We start from the raw sequence: 16,394 nt of genomic DNA, 5'->3' as shown, positions 1-16,394 counted from the left end.
CGCTCCGGGGCACCGCCGTCCCGGCCGCGGCCGCAGCCGCCCCCGAACTTGTCCCGGCCGTCGGCCCGGTGGAATCCTGTCGCCCATGCCGCACGATCTCCCCCGCGACGACGCGCCCGGTCGCGGCCCCGAGCGGGCCCCCGACCACGAGTCGATCGTGGCGGACCTCCGCAGGGTCCGACGGGCGGGCGTGGTACGGCTGCGGGAGCTGGAGCTGCCGGCGCTGGAGCGGATCGCGGCCCGGGCCCAGCCGCCCGGCGGGCGCGCCTCGCGGGCCGCCGCCGTCGAGGAGGTGCTCCGGCTGGCGCTGTCCCGGACCGACGCCGGGACGCTGCGGGACGCCGCCGGGTTCAGCCTCGGCCTGGCCCCGGGGACCCGGGACTGGGCCGCCGCCGACCGCCGCCGGCGCGCCGCCGCCGTGTACGGGGTGAGCGTCGAGCGCTTCCGCAAGCACCACGAGGTGCTGCTGCTCGACCAGCTGTCGCAGCAGCTGGCCGAACTCGCCGCGCCGCCGCCCCGGCCCGGGCCCGCCGCCGCCCCGCACCCCCTGCCCGCCACCCACCGGACCGTCCGGGCGTCGGCGGCCGGCCGGGCGGTGCCGCTCACCCTGCACGTCCACCCCGTCGACCTGCTGCGGGACGTCGACGTCGTGGTGTCCCCGGCGAACACCTACCTCGCCCTGCCGGCCACCTACAAGTCCTCGGTGGCGGCGGCCCTGCGCCGGGCCGGCGCGCGCCGCGGGCCCGGCGGCGACGTGGTGGAGGACCTCGTGCACGACGAGCTGCGCGCCTGGGCCGAGCGGCACGGCGTGGCCGGGCGGGCCGTCGCCCCGGGCACCGTCGCCGCCACCGGCGCCGGCCGCCTCGCCGAGCAGGGCGTGCGGCGGATCTACCACGCCGTCACCGCCGTTCCCCGCTCGGACAGCAACGACTACGACGTCCTGCTGGCCGACGTCACCCGGGCCGCCGCCCGGGTCTTCGCCACCATGGCCGCCGAGCGCACCGCCTTCGACCCGCCGCTGCGGTCGGTGGCCTTCCCGCTGCTCGGCTCGGGGCGCGGCGGCCTGCGGTACGAGGCGAGCCTCGGCGCGCTCTGGGCCGCCGTGGAGGCCGAGGCCGCCCGCGGCGCCGGCTGGCAGGTCCACCTGGTGATGCGCCGGCCGGCGGCCGCCGACGTCGTCGAGCGCCTGCTCGGCGCCGGCTGAGAGGACACGGATGAACCCCTACCTGGTGCTCGCCGCGGCGGCCGCGGACTGGGACCGCCTGGCGCCGCTGCTCGCCGCCGGGCCGGCCGCCCGGCTGGCCGCGCTGCTGGAGCGGCTGCGCGGGGCCGAGCGCACCGGCCGGCAGGAGGCCGCCGAACAGGCGGCGCGGCTCCTGCTGCCGCTGCTGCCGCAGTCCGCCGGGGCCGGTACGCCGCGGTTCACCGCCGGCGCGGTGGACGTCGCCCACCTCGGCTTCCACGCCTCCGACCTCGCCGTCCTGGTCCTGGACGGCTCCCGGATGGTGGGCCCGGTCCTGGGCGAGGTGCGCCGACGGCTGCTCGCCGCACCGGCGCTGACCGCCGCCGCGGTCCGGGAGCTGGGCGGGGACCCGGACGCGCCGGGGCTGCTCCGGCTGACCGGTACGGCCGGGGAGGTCCGGCTGCCGGCCTTCCAGTTCGCCGAGGCCGCCACCCCGTGGATCGCCGTCCTGGACGTCAGCACCGTGCTCGACGGCGACCGGGACCCGTGGGGCGTGACCGACTGGTGGCTGTCCCGCGACGCCCTGCTCGGCGCCGTCCCGTCCGCCCTGCTCGGCACCGGCCAGGACGACCGGCTCGTCCAGGCCGCCCGCTACCTGACCGAGGAGGAGTAGTCCGTGGTCAACGTCCGCCCGCCCGAGCGGCTGCCCGGGGACCCGACGAGGGTGGCCCTGCCCGCCGGGACGGAGCTGGTCCGGGTGCACTCGGCCCGGCGCTCCGCCACCGCCTTCAACGACAACCCGGCCGACTGCTTCTACGGCGGCGGCCGCTTCGACGGGACGGCGCTCGACGCCTACGGCTTCCTGTACGCGGGGCTGACCGTGGAGGCGGCCGTCTGCGAGACCCTGCTGCGCTCCGTCCCGTTCGACCCCGCCGCCGGGCCGCGGCTGCTCCCGCGGGCCGCCGTCCGGGGCCGGCGGCTGTCCTTCCTGCGCCTGGCGCGCGAGGTCACCGTGGTCTCCCTGGTCGCCGGGCGCGACCTGGCGAGCGTGGCCCAGGACGCCTGGCTGGTCCAGGCGGAGGCGGCGGAGTACCCGTTCACCCGGGCCTGGGGGCACTGGATCCGCGCCCGCACCGGCCCCTGGGCGCAGGGCTTCGTCTGGCCCTCCAAGCGCGAACCGGCGGACCGGGCCCTGGTGCTGTTCCTGGACCGCTGCCCCGCGGACGCGGTCGAGCCCGCCGGCGTCCCGCCCGTCGACCTGGACACCGAGGAGGGGCTGCGCCGGCTCGACGCCGTGCTCGCCCCGTACCACGCCCGGGTCGCCCCGTGACCACCCCGCACCGCGCCCCGGTCGCCCCGTGACCGCCCCGCCACCAGGAGCACCGCCGTGGAAGAGAGCACCGAGCCGGTCGAGCCGACCGACGACGAACTGCGCGCCGAGCGGGACGCACTGCTCGCCGAGGCGGCGCACGCGCCCGACGACCCGGACGCGCCGGAACTATGGGCCACCGCCGGTGAGTTGAGCTACCGGCTGCACCTGGACCAGGACCGCCCCGAGGACCTCCGGCTGGCCGCCGAGGCGATGGAGCGCGCCTTCGCCCGGCCCGGCGACGAGGCACCCTGGCACGCCTGGCGGGTGCTGTACGGGCACGTCCGCGCACTCCAGTACGACCTCGCCCCGTCGGCCGGGCTCCTGGACCACGCCCACCGGTTGGTCGACGCGGGGCTGCGCGCCCTGGCCGCCGACCCCGACGCGTACCCCAACGTCCAGGTGCTGGGCCGGCGGCTGGCCGCCTCGATCGCCCGGGCCCGGATCACGCCCGACGCCCCGCTCGCCGAGCGCCTCCACCTGCTCGGCGACGCCCTGCGCCGCCACCGCGACGCGCTCGCCGACGCGGCACCGGGCAGCCCGGAGGGCACCGAGCTCCAGACCGAGCTGGGCCATCTCCACTACGAGCGCGCCCGGTTGGCGAACACCGCCGAGGACGCCGACGCCTCGGTGGCCGCCTACCGGGCGGCGCTCGCGGCCTCGCCCGACGGGGACGACGTGCCGCTGCTCCGGTACGGGCTGGCCACCTCGCTGCTGTGGACCGGCCGCCACCGCCGGGACCGGGCCGAACTGGAGGAGGCCCGCCGGGAGTTCCGCGCGGCCCTGGCCGCCGCCCGGCAGCGCTCGGCCGAGCCGCCGGACTGGGCCGCGGAGGCCGGGACGAGGGCGATCTTCATCCGCGCGCTGCTCTGGTGGCAGTGGGAGGACCGCACCCACCCGGCCGCCGCCGAGGCGGAGTTGGCACCGGTGCTGGCCCGGCCGGGCGCCCTGGAGACCCTCCCGCCGGTCTACCTCGACGCCTTCGGCCGACTGCTCTACGACCGGGCCGCCGAGCGCGACGACGACGCCGGCCGCGACCGCGCCGTCGGGCTGCTCCAGGAGGCCGTCCGCCGCTGGGAGCCGGAACGGGACGGCGTGCTGTGGGCCCCGGCCATGCTGCTGGCCGTGCTCCAGCACGCCCGCTACCGCGACGACCGGGACCGGCGGCGGCTGCCGGACGTGCTCCGCGGCACGACCGCGGCGCAGGGCGCCGAGGACGCGCCGTCGGAAGTCCGGCGCACCGCCCGGATCCTGCGCGCCTGGGCCCACCACGAGCAGGCGGGCGGGGGCCCTTGGCTGCCGGCCGACGCCGACGCCCCGGTCTACGCCGACGCCGTGACGGCCTACCAGGAGCTCCAGGACGACATCGCCGCCGGCCGGACCTTCTTCAACCTCAACGAGGGCGAGTTCAGCCACCTCGCCAACGACCTGGTGGTCGACCGGCACGTCACGGACGGGTTCGGGCAGCTCTACCGCACCTGGTCCGACCTCCCCCCGAACAGCTCCGAGCGCGCCCTGTTCGGGGCCAGGCTGCTCGGCATGCTCCCGATGATCGACCCGCACGGCACCCTGGTCGGCGAGGCGGAGAAGGCCGCGCTCTACCGGGACGCCGCCGCCTTCGAGGGCTCGGACACCGAACAGGCCTCCGTCCGGGGCCTGCTCGGCTCCTTCCTGGTCCGCCGCGGCATGGCCACCGGCGACGCCGCCTCCGCCGAGGAGGCGCTGGCCCACCTGGACGAGGCGGCCGGACTCCTGGGCGCGGACCACCAGGACCTCCGGACCGGGCTCGACCTGGCCCGCGCCCTGGCCACCGCGCAGCTCGGCCAGCTCCAGGCCCGCGGCGACGAGACGGACGCCGCGATCGAGGCCTGGGAGCGGCTGCGCGAGGAGCCGCGGCTCAGCCCGTACCTGCGGCTGCTGCTGGACGGCCAGCGGGCCGGCTACGAGGCCCAGCGCGCCGCGGCGCGCGACGACCTGGCCGGCGCCGACCGGGCCCTCGCCGAACTCGCCGCCGTGCACCGCGGGCTCGACCCGGAGGACCCGAGCCGCCCCGAGGTCTGGTTGCAGCTGGAGCACTCCCACAACCTGCGCAACGCGCTCGCCCGCCGGCTCGGGGCCCGCGAGCTGGCCCCGCCCGCGGGCCGCCCGACCGTGGCCGAGCTGCGCCGGCAGGCCGCCCGGCTGCCCCGCGAGCACCGGGCCTGGGTCCTCGGCGACAGCGGCATCGCCCGCTGCCTGACCGCGGGCGACCACTACGACCTGCGACTGCTGGCCGAGGGGCTGGAGCTGATCGAGGAGGCGCTCGCCCAGGTCGACGAGGACTCCGAGGACTGGGCGCGCTACGCGATGGCCCTCGGCAACGGCCGCACCGGGCAGGCCGCCGCGACCGGCGACCGGCGCGGCTACGAGGCGGGGGTGGCCTGGCTGGAGCGGGCCGTCGCCCGGCTCGACGGCCCGGAGCACCGGCTCTGGGCGTCCTCCTGCCTCGCCCTCGGCCGGGCCTACCGCACGCGCGCCGACGCCACCCGCGACGACCGCCGGCGGGGCCGGCACGCCGCGCTGGACGCGCTGCGCGGCTTCGCCTGGGCGGCGCTGCTCCAGTCCGGCACCGAGCACGCCGCGACCGCCGCCGCCCGGGCCACCGAGGCCGCGCTGGAGGCGGCGGCCTGGTGCCTGGAGGACGACGTGCCGGAGCAGGCCCTGACCGCGCTGGACTCCTGCCGCGGCCTGGTGCTGCACGCGGCCGCGGTCTCCCGCTCCGTCCCGGAGCGGCTGGTCGCCGTCGGGCGGCCGGACCTCGCCGAGGAGTGGCTGCGCTCCGGCGCCGCCGAGCCCGCCCCCGGGGAGAGCGCCATGGTCCGGCCCTCGCGGACGGTGCCGAGCCGGCTGCGCGGCCAGGTGCTGGCGGTGCTCGCCGACGCGGCCCGGGCGGACGGCTCCGCGGACGGGCTGCTCGAACCGCCGGAGCCGGAGGAGGTCGGGGCCGCGCTGCGCCGGCTGGGCGTCGACGCCCTGGCCTACCTGGTGCCGGCCTCGCCGGACGGCGGCGGGGCGGCCGTCGTGGTGACGGACGACGGGCGGGTGCGCTCGCTGCCGCTGCCCCGGCTGCGCGAGGACGCCGGGCCGGTGCGCGACTACCGCCCGGGCGCCGAGGCGGCCCGCGACCTCGGGCCCGCCACCGCGCCCGGCGAGGCGCCCCCGCCGCTGCGCCGGCAGCTGGACCGGCTCTGCTCCTGGGCCTGGTACGCCGCGATGCGCCCGCTGCTCACCGCGCTCGCCCCGTTCGTCGGCGGGGGCAGGGCGCCGCGCCTGGTGCTGGTCCCGATGGGGGCGCTCGGCACGGTGCCGTGGCACGCCGCGTACGAGCCGGGCAACGCGGGGCGGCGGCGCTACGCCGTCGAGGAGGCGGAGATCTCCTACGCGGCCTCGGCCCGGCTGGTCTGCGACGTCTCCCGGCGGGCCGACCTGCCGTACTCGCCGGCGGCGCTGATCGTCGGCGACCCCACCGGCGACCTGCGCGGCGCGGGCGAGGAGGCCGACGCGCTGCACCGCAGCTTCTACCCCCGGGGCCGCTACCTCGGGCGGCGCCGCTCGGGCCCGCCGGACGGCAGCGGGACGCCGCAGGAGGTGCTGGAGTGGCTGCGCGACGGCCGCAGCGCGGGCGCCGTCCTGCACCTGGCCTGCCACGGCACGGTGGCGGCGAACGACCGGCACAGCTCGTACCTGTCGCTGAGCGGCGGCGAGCTGGCGGCCGAGGTGCTCACCGAGACGATGACGGCCGGGGGCTCGGCGCGGCCGGGCCTGGTGGTGCTGGCGGCGTGCAGCAGCCACGTGTCCGGGCGGGGGCACAACGAGGCCTACAGCCTGGCGACGGCGTTCCTGGTCGCGGGCGCGCGCTCGGTGGTGGGCTCGCTCTGGACGGTGCCGGACGACGCCACCTCGGTGCTGATGTTCATGACGCACCACTTCCTGCGCAGCGCGGGGCAGCCGCCCGCCCGGGCGCTGCGTTCGGCCCAGCTGTGGATGCTGGACCGGGCGCGGGTGACGCCGCCCGGGATGCCGCCGGCGCTCGCCGCGCGGGCGCGCGCGGTCGAGCCCGACGACCTGACCACCTGGGCCGGGTTCACCCACCTCGGGCGGTGAGGCGTCAGCCGCGCGGCCCGGGGACCACCGTCCGCAGGGCGACGGTCCGGGTGGCCCAGCGCCCGGTCGAGCGGCCCTCGCCGAGGTCGCGGCCGGTGCCGCCGCGGGCGGTGAAGCGCAGCACGCCGTCGGGGGTGCCGCCGCCGCGCACGGCCGGGCGGGCCGGGTCCCAGGCGCCCAGGTGGAACGGCACGGTGTTCAGCTCCTCCTCCGCGACGATCAGCTTGAGCCAGTCGCGGGTCTGGCCGCCGGGCACCGCGCGCTCGGCGGGCACCGACAGCGTGACCGGCCGGCCGTCCAGGGCGTGGCCGGTGCGCCCCGGTCCGACGAAGTCGCCCCGGTAGAGCGTGGAGTGGCTGCGGTAGCGGTCCGTCAGGTCGAACAGGGCGCACCACAGGCGGCGGTGCGAGCGGTTGTGCAGCCGGATGCCCACCCGGGGCTCCAGCCAGCCGCCCGCGTCGGGCTCGTAGGCGCGGACGATCTCGCCGTTGCCGTCGGGCAGCAGCGGTCCGGCCGCCGGGTCGTCCCACGGGAGGATCTCGATCCGCACCGCGGTGGCGAGGTCCGAGCCGGGGTTGGAGAGCCGTTGGAGCCGGTACCAGCGGGTGAGGTGTTCGAGGCAGTCGACGACGGTGCGGGCCTCGGCGGGGCCGGTGAGCGGCAGCGGCTCGACGGTGCCGGTGCCGTCCCGCTGGGTGATCACGGCCCGCCCGCCGGCCGGGTCGACCCTCAGCAGCAGGTCGCCCGCCGCGGCCGGGTCGCCGGTGGCGCGCAGCAGCGGTGACGGGCCGCCGCCGGGGCCCGCCGTGGCGATCGCCTCGCGCAGCAGCCGCTCCGCCGCCGGGGCGCCCGGCTCGATCAGCACCGTCGTCGGGGGCAGCGCGAGCGCGGACGGGGCCACCGGGTAGACCCTGGTCCGGTCGGGCTCCCAGCCGACCGGGTCGACGAGGGTGTGCCGGGTGTGGACGGTCCTGGCCCGGACGGTCCCGGGCCGGTCCCCGGCGCCGTCGGCGCCGCCCTCCGTGCTCCCGCCGGTACTCCCGCCGGTGACGGTGAACTCCGTGCCGCCGCCCGCGCCGTCGCCCAGGCCGTGGACGCGGCCGCAGTCGACCTCCCAGCCGTCCGCGCCGTGGGTCAGCAGGTGCGGGCTGCCCGGGCGGACCGCCCCGCCGAGGAACGGCCGGTCGGCGGGGCCGCCGGGCTCCTGCGGCGTGAGGGTGGGGTGCTGGACGTCGCCCCAGGCCTGGACCCGGCACCGGGCGGCGGCCATGACCTCGCGGTAGCTCGCACCGGGCCCGGCCTCGTCCAGGGCGCCCAGCAGGGCGTGGGTGAACACGCCGTGGCGGCGGCCGTCGAACCAGTCCTCGTGCGAGACCTGGTCCAGCCGGCTCGCGGCCAGCAGGAGGTGCCCGGCCCGCTCCGGCCGCGCGCCCGCCGCGTCCCGGGGCCCGCCCGGCCGCGCGTCGGCGGCGGAGGGCCGCGGGCGCACGGCCCGTCCGTGCCAGGCCGGGTCCGCGGGCAGGGAGCGGACGGCGGGCCGGCCCGTCGGCCTGCGGGTCGCCCCGCCCGCGTAGCAGCAGTCGAGCACCACGGCCAGGTGGGCGCCGGTCGCGGCCACCTCGCCCAGCAGGACGGCGAGTTCCTTGTCCACCAGGGGGCCGTCGGCGCAGACCAGCGCCTGGCAGCGGCCGGTGGCCTCGATCCGGGCCTCCTCCTCGGTGCGGACGTCGAACTCGGTGCCGTGGCCCGCGTACCAGAGCAGCGCGGTGTCCCGCGGGCCGGCCTGCCCGAGGTGCTCGCGGATGCCCGCCCGGACCGCGGCCACCGTGGCCTGCCGGTCCAGCAGCCGGTGCGCGACCAGCCGCTCCCCGACCCGCCGGCGCAGCCACTCCCCGGCCGCCGTCACGTCGTTGACGCAGCCGCTCAGCGCGTCGTGCCCGAGGGCGGTGTAGTCGTCGATCCCGACCAGAAGTGCGTGGACGTTCCCCATGGCGAGCAAGTGTGGCAGCCCGGTCGGGGCCGCCGGGCGGCGCTCCGGGCACGGAGCGGTCGACTTCCGGGCGCCTTCCGGGCGCCGGGCCCGTCCCGCCCGCGAACGCTTCGCTTTCTTGATGTTCCGTCACTATCCTGCTCGGGCGACCGCCGACGGTTTCCGGCCGCAGCGGTCCACATCACGCCATCGGGTTCGGGGGAATCAATGGGATCCATCGAAGGGCCCCGGCGCATCGTGCGCCCCGGGCCCGCCGCCGCACCGCCCGCCCGGGCGGCCGCCGCCCCGGCGCGCACCACGAGGTCCGGCGCGAGCGCCGACCAGCTGCGGCCGCGGCCGCAGGACCTGCTCGAAGCGGTGCGCCGCCTGGACGCCGGGCTGGACCCGGCCGCCTGCGCCGAGCTGTCCGGCTGGCTGCGGGAGCACTACCGGACGGCCTACGGCGACGTACCGCTGGGCCTGCTGGCCACCTGCTACCTCGGCCCCCCGTACGTGGACCACCTGATGGACCTCTTCCAGGTGATCCTGCAGCACTTCACGCCCGGCGACCGGCTCCCCGAGCCGTTCGGGTCGGCCCGCATGATCGTGCGCACCGGCGCCTACGCCTTCGTCGAGGTCTACAGCAGCGGCCTGGTCCTGCCGGTCCTCCGGGACGGCTCGGTGGTCCGGCCGTGACCCTCCTCCCGGCCCCGCCCCGCCCGGGCCTCCCGCACCAGCACAGCACTGACCTCCCGCACCAGCACTGCACTGATCGGAGCGAAGCATGACCGAGGTGGACCACTATCTGCGCGGCCAGGTCCAGCAGGTCAACAACATGGTCGTCCGGCTGGGCGAGCAGGTCGGCGCGGTGTCCGGCCAGGTGACCGCGGTGAACGCGGCCCAGCAGCAGACCCGCGGCGAACTGGCCGACCTGCGCAACGAGTTCCTCGCCTTCGTCCGGCAGTCCACACTGACCGCCGCCGTCCAGCGGGCGGAGACCAGGATCGGCGTCATCCAGGACAAGCTCGACCACGAGTTCGGCCACCACAAGGCCGTCCGCCGCACCGCCGTCGGCATGCTCCAGGCCTTCGACACGGGCCTCGTCTCCGAGGACACCGTGCGCACGGTGAGCGAGCAGCTGATGATCCAGACCCCGCGCTACTGGCTGGCGCCGGCCCTCGTCGCCCTCGCGGCCTGGGCCGCCGACGACCGGACGCTGTGCGACCGGGCGGTCGACGAGGCGTTCCGCCGCTCGCCCGAGCGGACCTCGCTGCTGTTCGCGCTCGTGCTGCGCCGCCAGCGGCGCCAGGCCGTCGCGGTGCGCTGGCTGCGCCACTACCTGATCGCCCAGGACCCGGCCCGGCTGGGCCGGGAGTTCGCCGTCATCCTGGAGTCGCTGTCGCAGGGCGCGTTCGGCGCGGCCGGGCGCGAACTGCTCCAGGACACCCTGTCCGGCTGGCGGGCGACGCTCCTCGGCGACGACGCGGCCCGGGCCGCCCAGGTCCGCCGCTGGCTGGCCGAGATCGAGTCGCTGCGCACGCCGGGCGCCCAGGCGGAGTTCCCCCGGCTCGCGGCGCTCTCCCCGCAGTGGCCGCAGCTGGACGCGGCGCTGTCGGGCGCCCGCGCGCACCAGCGGCTGCTGGACAAGTACACCGCCCTGATGGCCCAGGAGAGCCCGGCGTCGGACCGCCTGGAGGACGCCATCGACGACATCCTCGACCGGCTGGTGTCCGAGTACGACAACGAGGAGCTGCCGCTGCGCCGCGACCTCGCGTTCAACCACGCGGTCGTCGAGCACGACGGGGACGTGGACGGCGCGCGGCACGCCGTCGAGGTCGACGCGGCCTCGCTGGACGAGACGCTCGACTACCTGACCGTGCAGTCCACCGCCGCGCTCAACCCGAGCGCCATCGGCGCCTCCGCCGCCACCCAGCGGCTGGCCGTCGCCGCCTGCCACGAGTGGTTCGCCGACGCCCACGCCGCCTTCGCGCTCGGCTACCGCCGGGCCGTGCCGCCCGAGGTGCACGCGGTGCTCGGCTCGTCCCACAGCGTCGGCGCGCAGACCTTCCAGCTGCCGCCGTGGACGGGCGCCTTCACCACGCCGCTGGAGGTGCTGGAGCGCTCGCTGGCCGAGCACTGGGACCGCCACAGCCAGCCCTTCCTCGCCGCCCTCGCCTACCCACTGAAGCGCAAGCTGGTGCCGCTGGCCGGCACCGTCGCGCTGATCCTGCTGGTGTTCCTCGGCGTCAGCCCGGCGTTCGCCCTCGTCGCGGCCGCGGTCGTCGGCGGGGTCTGGGGCCTGGTGCTGTACAACCGCAACGAGGCCGGCCGCCGGATCGTCGACTCCGCGCGGCGCGTCCTGGACCAGGCGAAACAGGACTCGCTGCTCCAACTGCGCGGCGCCGCCGCCGAACTGGCCGACTGGGAGTCCCGCTACCGGGCCGCCGACGCGGTCGAGCAGCAGGCCCGCGCGATGATCACCTCGCTGGCCGGCTCCGGCCGCGGCCCCTCCCCCTTCGACGGACGCACCGTCCTCACCAAGGACCACCAGACCCAGCAAGGGAGCACCCGGTGACCACCCCTCCCCCGCCGCCGCCCCGCCGGCCGCCGACGGCCGGCTCCCCCTGGGCCGCCAGCCCCCGGCCCACCACCGAGCGCGCCACCAACCGGCTGCGCCGGCTCGTCGAGGGCCTGCCCGACTGGGAGCCGCTGCCCCCGGGCGAACTCCACGTCCGCCGTCCGGGCACCGGGCTGTGACCGGCCTGATCGGTTCCGGCGGCTCCTACCGGGCCTGGGCCGACTTCCTGGAGCGCTGGGCGGACGGCGGGCCGGAGGACGGCTCCGCGCTGCCGCCGCTCGTCCTCGCGGACTTCCCCGAGGACGCCCGTGAGCGGTTCCGGGTGCGCGTCACCGACGCGCTCACCCGGCGGCTGCAGGGCTGGTCCGACGCGCTGACCGCCGCGCTCAACGCCGCCCCCGACGAGTTCGGCGCGGGCCGGGTGCTGGCCCAGGCCAGGACCGGCCTGCGGGCCGTCCGGGCGCTGGCCGGGCACCCGGGGCTGGACGAGGAGTTCCGCACCCGGCTGGCCGAGGTCGTGGACACCCGGATCCGCCGCTGCCAGGCCGACCTGGAGCACGAACTGGACCGGCTCGCCGCGCTCGACGCCGATCCGGCCTGGCTGGAGCAGCGCCGCCGGACCCTGCGCGACAACCCGCTCACCACGGTGATCGACGAGGCCGCCCCGGCCGCCCGGGACGGCTGGTCGTACGACCCGGCCGCCGCGCCCCGCCGCCGGATCGTCCGCGGCTGACCCGTCCCCTCCCCCGACGCCGGAAGGCTCCCATGCCCGACTACGCCGACAGCCGCCGGGACCTCGGCAGCTACCTCACCGCCCGGGTGCCGGTCATCGGCCTGCGCACCATCGAACAGCAGCGCGCGCTGCGCCTCGTCCGCGAGGTCGCCACCCAGTCCCGCAGCGGCAACCTGCCGTTCTGGGTCTACACCCGCGCCACCGGCCTGCGCGACCTGCGGACCAACAGCCCGATGCAGGACGACCGTTCGTTCGTCGGCGCGATGGAGTTCGCGGCCGCCCAGTTCGCCGCCCGCCCGCAGGCGACGCTGGTGCTGGTCGACCCGGACGGCCTGGACGTCGACGGCCCGACCGCCCGCCACGTCGCCGAGCTGGCCCGGCTCGCCGACGCCAACGCCGGCAGCATCGTGCTCATCACCGACAACCCGATCTGGAGCGGCCTCCAGCGCCTCGGCATGAGCCTGCGACTCGACCTGCCGACCACGGAGGAGATGCACGGCATCGTCCGCGGCTTCCTGGACGACCACCACGGCGTCGTCCCGATCGACTGGAGCGAGGACGACGCCCGGCGGGCCTCCGAGTTCCTGATCGGGGTCACCGAGGGGGAGGCCGTCAACCTGATGGCCACCATCGTCGCCAAGGGCAGGGTCGAGAAGGACGACGTGCTGGCGCTGGCCCGCGCCAAGGACCGGATCTTCAGCGACCTGGCCGGCCTGGAGCGGGTCCACCTGAAGTCCTCCGAGTACTCGGTGGGCGGCCTGACCAGCCTGCGCGCCTGGCTCAAGCGCAAGCACCAGCTGATGCACGCGGACCTGCGCGGCACCGAACTGCGGCCGCCGCGCGGCGTGCTGCTGGTCGGCGTCCCGGGGTGCGGCAAGTCGCTGTCCGCCAAGGCGATCGCCGCGGAGTGGCAACTGCCGCTCTACCGGCTGGACATGGCCAGCATCCACGGCAAGTACCTGGGCGAGTCCGAGGGCCGGATGCGCGAGGCGCTGGAGACCGCCGACCGGGTGTCGCCGTGCGTGCTGTGGATCGACGAGATCGAGAAGGGCCTGGCGGGCGGGCACGACCTGTCGGGCGTGCCGCAGCGGATCATCGGCCAGTTCCTGTTCTGGCTCCAGGAGTCCCAGTCGCGCGCGTTCGTCGTCGCGACCGCCAACGACGTCCGCAGCCTGCCGCCCGAGCTGCTGCGCAAGGGCCGCTTCGACGAGCTGTTCTTCGTCGACCTGCCCGACGACCAGGACCGCAAGGAGATCATCGAGCTGTACTACCGGCGCTACCTGCGCCTCGACCCCGACCCGGACCAGGTCGAGCGGCTGGTCGACCTCTCCGAGGGCTTCGCCGGCTCCGACATCGAGGCCGCGCTGCACGACGTCGCCGCCCAGGTCCACCTCGACGGCGGGACGGCCGAGCCGGACCTCTCCTTCGTGCTGGACACCTTCACCAACATGACGCCGTTCAGCCGCACCAACCCGGAGCAGCTGGAGGACATCCGGGCCTGGGGCCGCGAGCGCGCCGTCCCGGCGGGCCGCCCCGCGATGAGCACCTCCGTCCCCGGCCAGTCCGGCCCGGCCCGGCGGGTGGTCTTCATGCGCGACTGAGCGCCGCACCGGTCCGGTGGTTCCGGTTCGCCGGCCCGTCGGCGCGCCGGACCGCCGAACCGCTCGCCGACGCCCCCGACCCCATCCGAGGACGGCCGTGGGCTACTCCTACCTCCCCGGGCGCGAGGTGCTCGGGGACGTCGAGCTGCGGGTCCGCCCCGGCGAGCGGCTGGCCGTGGTCGGCCGCTCGGGGGCCGGAAAGTCCGCCCTCGGCAAGCTGCTGTCCGGCGTGGACGCCCCGGACACCGGCAGCGTCCTGGTCGGCGGCGTCCCGGTGGCCGACCTGGCCGCGGCGGGCCGGCTGGGCAACCGCATCGTCCTCATCACCCAGCAGCACCACGTGTTCGTGGGCAGCCTGCGCGACCACATGACCATGGCCGCGCCCGAGGCGGACGACGCGGCCGTCCTCGCCGCGCTGGAGGCCGTGGAGGCGGACCGGTGGCCGACCTGCCGGACGGCCTGGACACCCGGCTGGGCTCGGGCGGCGTCGAGCTGGAGGCCTCCCGCGCGCAGCAGCTCACCCTGGCCCGGGTGCACCTGGCGGACCCGCACACCCTGATCCTCGACGAGGCCACCTCGCTGCTCGACCCGACGACCGCCCGGCAGGCAGAGCGGGCGCTGGCCGCCGTCCGCTCGGACCGCACCGTCATCTCCATCGCCCACCGGCTGCAGACCGCGCACGACGCCGACCGCGTCGCCGTCATGGAGGCGGGCCGCATCGTCGAACTCGGCACCCACGACGAACTGCTCGCCGCGGGCGGCCCGTACGCCGCGCTCTGGCGGTCCCGGAACGGCGGTACCTGAGTCCTGAGCCCGGAGTCCTGAGTCCTCCGGCCCGCCGGACAAGCCGACGGCCGGATCCGGGGGGCGGTTGCCCGTCCCGCGAACCCGGCCGCGTCACTGTGCCCGGTGTTCAGCTGTGTGTCAGTGGCTCTCCCTCCGGCGGCGGGTGCGGTGGGAGAGGGTGACCAGCGCGGTCCCGACGAGGGCGGTGAGCAGCGCCAGGAGGGCGGTGGGTCCGGTGCCCGGGCCGGCGCCGGTCGGGGGCAGCGGGGGCGGGGGCTGTGTCGTCGGGATGATGGGGTTGTCGGTGCCGCACCGGGGGTCGGTCCCCTCGACGCAGGTGGAGCCGGGGGTGGTCGAGGTGACCGCGTTGCGCAGGTGCGTGCCGACGGGGTCGGGCTTGACGGTGACCGTGTAGGTGAGGGTGACGCTCTGGCCGGTGCTCAGCGGGCCGGTCCAGGTGAGGGTGGTACCGGTGCGGGTGACGGTCCCGCTGTCGGCGGTGGCGTTGTCGTGGTAGGTGGCGTCAGCGAGGAGACCGCTGAGGTCGTCGGTGAAGGTGGCCGGGTTGAAGTCGGCCTTTCCGCTGTTGGTGGCGGTGATGGTGTAGGTGATGGTGTCGCCCGGTGCGACGGGGCCGCCGGGCTTGTTGGCCTTGATGACGGTCAGGCGCTGGACGGGGGTGGTCGTGGTGCAGTTCGGGTCGATCGCCTGCGCGGCCCGGATCGGCATGGGTCGCGGGCAGTTGGTCGTGGAGGTGCTGGTGACGGCGTTGCCCAGGAGGAGGTCACCGGTGGGCGGGTCGTCGACGGTGACGGTGTAGGTGGTGGTGACGGTCGCGCCTGCGGGGACGTCGCCGTCCCAGGTCAGCAGCGGGCGCTGGTAGCGGACGGCGCCGCCGGTGGTGCGGGCGTCGTCGTTGTAGGTGGCGTCGTCCAGCAGGCCGGTGAGGTCGTCGGTGTACGTGGCGCCCTTGTACGCCACGGTGCCGGTGTTCTTCAGCGCGATGGTGTAGGTGACGGTGCCGCCGGGCACGGCGGCGACGGGTGCGGCGGTCTTGGTGATCTCCAGCCTGGGGGCGGGCAGGGTCTCGCCGCAGCGCGGGTCGCCGCTGCCCTGGACGCAGTTGGAGCCCGGGGCGGTGACGGTGTTGGCGAGCTTCCCGTCACCGGTGAGCGTGGCGGTCACGCTGTAGGTGATGGTGACCGTGGCGCCCTTGGCGACGTCACCGGTCCAGGTCAGCTTCTTGCTCGCGGGGTCGTAGACGGCCCCGTTGCTGGCGTCGTTGTTGTACGTCGCGTCGTCCACCACACCCGACAGGTCGTCGGTGAGCGTCGCACCGGGGTAGTCCGCCTGGCCGGTGTTGGTGACGGTGAGCGTGTAGGTGACCGTGTCGCCGGCCTTGATGTCCTTGGGGGTGCCGGACTTGTCGATGGTCAGGGCCGGCAGGGGGGTGTTCGTCCCGCAGGCGGCGCAAGTGACGTCGGGGGTCGAGGTGACCGCGTTGGCGAGTTCCTTGTCGCCGGTGGGCGGGTTGTCGACGGTGACGGAGTAGGTGACGGCCACCGTGGCGCCCTTGGCGACATCACCGGTCCAGGTCAGCTTCTTGGCCACGGGGTCGTACACGGCCCCTGCGCTCGCGTCGTTGTTGTACGTCGCGTCGTCCACCACACCCGACAGGTCGTCAGTGAAGGACGCACCCCGGTAGTCGGCCTGGCCGGCGTTGGTGACGGTCACGGTGTAGGTGACCGTGTCGCCCGGGCGCGGGTTGGCCGGGGTGGAGGTCTTGCGGATCTCCAGCGCCCTGACCGGTGTGGTGGTGGTGCAGTCACCCGGGGCGCAGGGGCTTCCGTCGGTGTTGACGACGGCGTTGGTCAGGACCTTGTCCCCGGTGGGCGGCCTGTTGACCGTCACCGAGTAGGTGACGGCCACCGTGGCACCCTTCGCGACATCACCGGTCCAGGTCAGCCGCTTGGCCGCGGGGTCGTACACGGCCCCGTTGCTGGCGTCGTCGTTGTACGTCGCGTCGTCCACC

Annotated in this window: 10 protein-coding genes and 2 pseudogenes; 10 read left to right on the top strand and 2 right to left on the bottom strand. The window is 76.6% G+C overall.

Annotated elements, in window-relative coordinates; all coding sequences use genetic code 11:
• Positions 1 to 85 precede the first annotated feature (85 nt).
• Genes ACH5AR_RS10835 through ACH5AR_RS10820 form a run of 4 tightly spaced genes read left to right on the top strand, consistent with a single transcriptional unit; the run spans position 86 to position 6,695 of the window.
• The gene (locus tag ACH5AR_RS10835; protein WP_396301031.1) at positions 86 to 1,204 is read left to right on the top strand and encodes a macro domain-containing protein; all 1,119 of its coding nucleotides are present in this window, start codon (positions 86 to 88) and stop codon (positions 1,202 to 1,204) included.
• Between the two features lie 10 nt (positions 1,205 to 1,214).
• Positions 1,215 to 1,856: a hypothetical protein gene (locus ACH5AR_RS10830; protein ID WP_396301030.1), complete on the top strand. Its 642-nt coding sequence runs from the start codon at positions 1,215 to 1,217 to the stop codon at positions 1,854 to 1,856.
• Positions 1,857 to 1,859: 3 nt separating this feature from the next.
• Positions 1,860 to 2,513, top strand: a complete 654-nt coding sequence (locus ACH5AR_RS10825) for an RES family NAD+ phosphorylase (protein WP_396301029.1) — start codon at positions 1,860 to 1,862, stop codon at positions 2,511 to 2,513.
• Between the two features lie 57 nt (positions 2,514 to 2,570).
• On the top strand, positions 2,571 to 6,695 hold the full coding sequence (locus ACH5AR_RS10820; protein WP_396301028.1) for a CHAT domain-containing protein: 4,125 nt from the start codon (positions 2,571 to 2,573) through the stop codon (positions 6,693 to 6,695).
• A 4-nt stretch (positions 6,696 to 6,699) separates the two neighbouring features.
• On the opposite strand, the gene ACH5AR_RS10815 is transcribed toward ACH5AR_RS10820, so the two are convergent.
• Positions 6,700 to 8,685 carry a caspase domain-containing protein gene (locus ACH5AR_RS10815; RefSeq protein ID WP_396301027.1) on the bottom strand — a complete coding sequence of 662 codons (1,986 nt, stop codon included), beginning with the start codon at positions 8,683 to 8,685 and terminating at the stop codon, positions 6,700 to 6,702.
• A gap of 207 nt (positions 8,686 to 8,892) precedes the next feature.
• On the opposite strand from ACH5AR_RS10815, the gene ACH5AR_RS10810 reads away from it, so the two are divergent.
• The 6 genes and pseudogenes from ACH5AR_RS10810 to ACH5AR_RS10785 form a co-directional block, all read left to right on the top strand.
• On the top strand, positions 8,893 to 9,360 hold the full coding sequence (locus tag ACH5AR_RS10810) for a hypothetical protein (RefSeq protein ID WP_396301026.1): 468 nt from the start codon (positions 8,893 to 8,895) through the stop codon (positions 9,358 to 9,360).
• An 88-nt stretch (positions 9,361 to 9,448) separates the two neighbouring features.
• The gene (locus ACH5AR_RS10805) at positions 9,449 to 11,239 is read left to right on the top strand and encodes a hypothetical protein (RefSeq protein ID WP_396301025.1); all 1,791 of its coding nucleotides are present in this window, start codon (positions 9,449 to 9,451) and stop codon (positions 11,237 to 11,239) included.
• Positions 11,236 to 11,421: a hypothetical protein gene (locus ACH5AR_RS10800; protein WP_396301024.1), complete on the top strand. Its 186-nt coding sequence runs from the start codon at positions 11,236 to 11,238 to the stop codon at positions 11,419 to 11,421. Before ACH5AR_RS10805 ends, ACH5AR_RS10800 begins: the two co-directional genes overlap by 4 nt.
• Positions 11,418 to 11,975, top strand: a complete 558-nt coding sequence (locus tag ACH5AR_RS10795; RefSeq protein ID WP_396301023.1) for a hypothetical protein — start codon at positions 11,418 to 11,420, stop codon at positions 11,973 to 11,975. Before ACH5AR_RS10800 ends, ACH5AR_RS10795 begins: the two co-directional genes overlap by 4 nt.
• A gap of 32 nt (positions 11,976 to 12,007) precedes the next feature.
• Positions 12,008 to 13,576 carry an AAA family ATPase gene (locus ACH5AR_RS10790; protein ID WP_396301022.1) on the top strand — a complete coding sequence of 523 codons (1,569 nt, stop codon included), beginning with the start codon at positions 12,008 to 12,010 and terminating at the stop codon, positions 13,574 to 13,576.
• A 22-nt stretch (positions 13,577 to 13,598) separates the two neighbouring features.
• Positions 13,599 to 14,380 (top strand): annotated as a pseudogene (locus ACH5AR_RS10785) (ATP-binding cassette domain-containing protein); the annotation flags it as partial.
• A 120-nt stretch (positions 14,381 to 14,500) separates the two neighbouring features.
• Here ACH5AR_RS10785 and ACH5AR_RS10780 read toward each other — a convergent pair.
• Positions 14,501 to 16,394 (bottom strand): annotated as a pseudogene (locus ACH5AR_RS10780) (internalin); the annotation flags it as partial.

This window comes from Kitasatospora sp. NPDC018619 (assembly GCF_044391605.1).
In the GTDB taxonomy this organism is placed as follows: domain Bacteria; phylum Actinomycetota; class Actinomycetes; order Streptomycetales; family Streptomycetaceae; genus Kitasatospora.
This window is presented reverse-complemented; position numbering and strand designations above follow the sequence as displayed.

Bases quoted from the DNA above. Each gene is read 5' to 3' on its own strand.
- ACH5AR_RS10835 (WP_396301031.1), top strand. From the start codon at position 86: ATGCCGCACGATCTCCCCCGCGACGACGCGCCCGGTCGCGGCCCCGAG.
- ACH5AR_RS10830 (WP_396301030.1), top strand. From the start codon at position 1,215: ATGAACCCCTACCTGGTGCTCGCCGCGGCGGCCGCGGACTGGGACCGC.
- ACH5AR_RS10815 (WP_396301027.1), bottom strand. From the start codon at position 8,685: ATGGGGAACGTCCACGCACTTCTGGTCGGGATCGACGACTACACCGCC.
- ACH5AR_RS10810 (WP_396301026.1), top strand. From the start codon at position 8,893: ATGGGATCCATCGAAGGGCCCCGGCGCATCGTGCGCCCCGGGCCCGCC.
- ACH5AR_RS10805 (WP_396301025.1), top strand. From the start codon at position 9,449: ATGACCGAGGTGGACCACTATCTGCGCGGCCAGGTCCAGCAGGTCAAC.
- ACH5AR_RS10790 (WP_396301022.1), top strand. From the start codon at position 12,008: ATGCCCGACTACGCCGACAGCCGCCGGGACCTCGGCAGCTACCTCACC.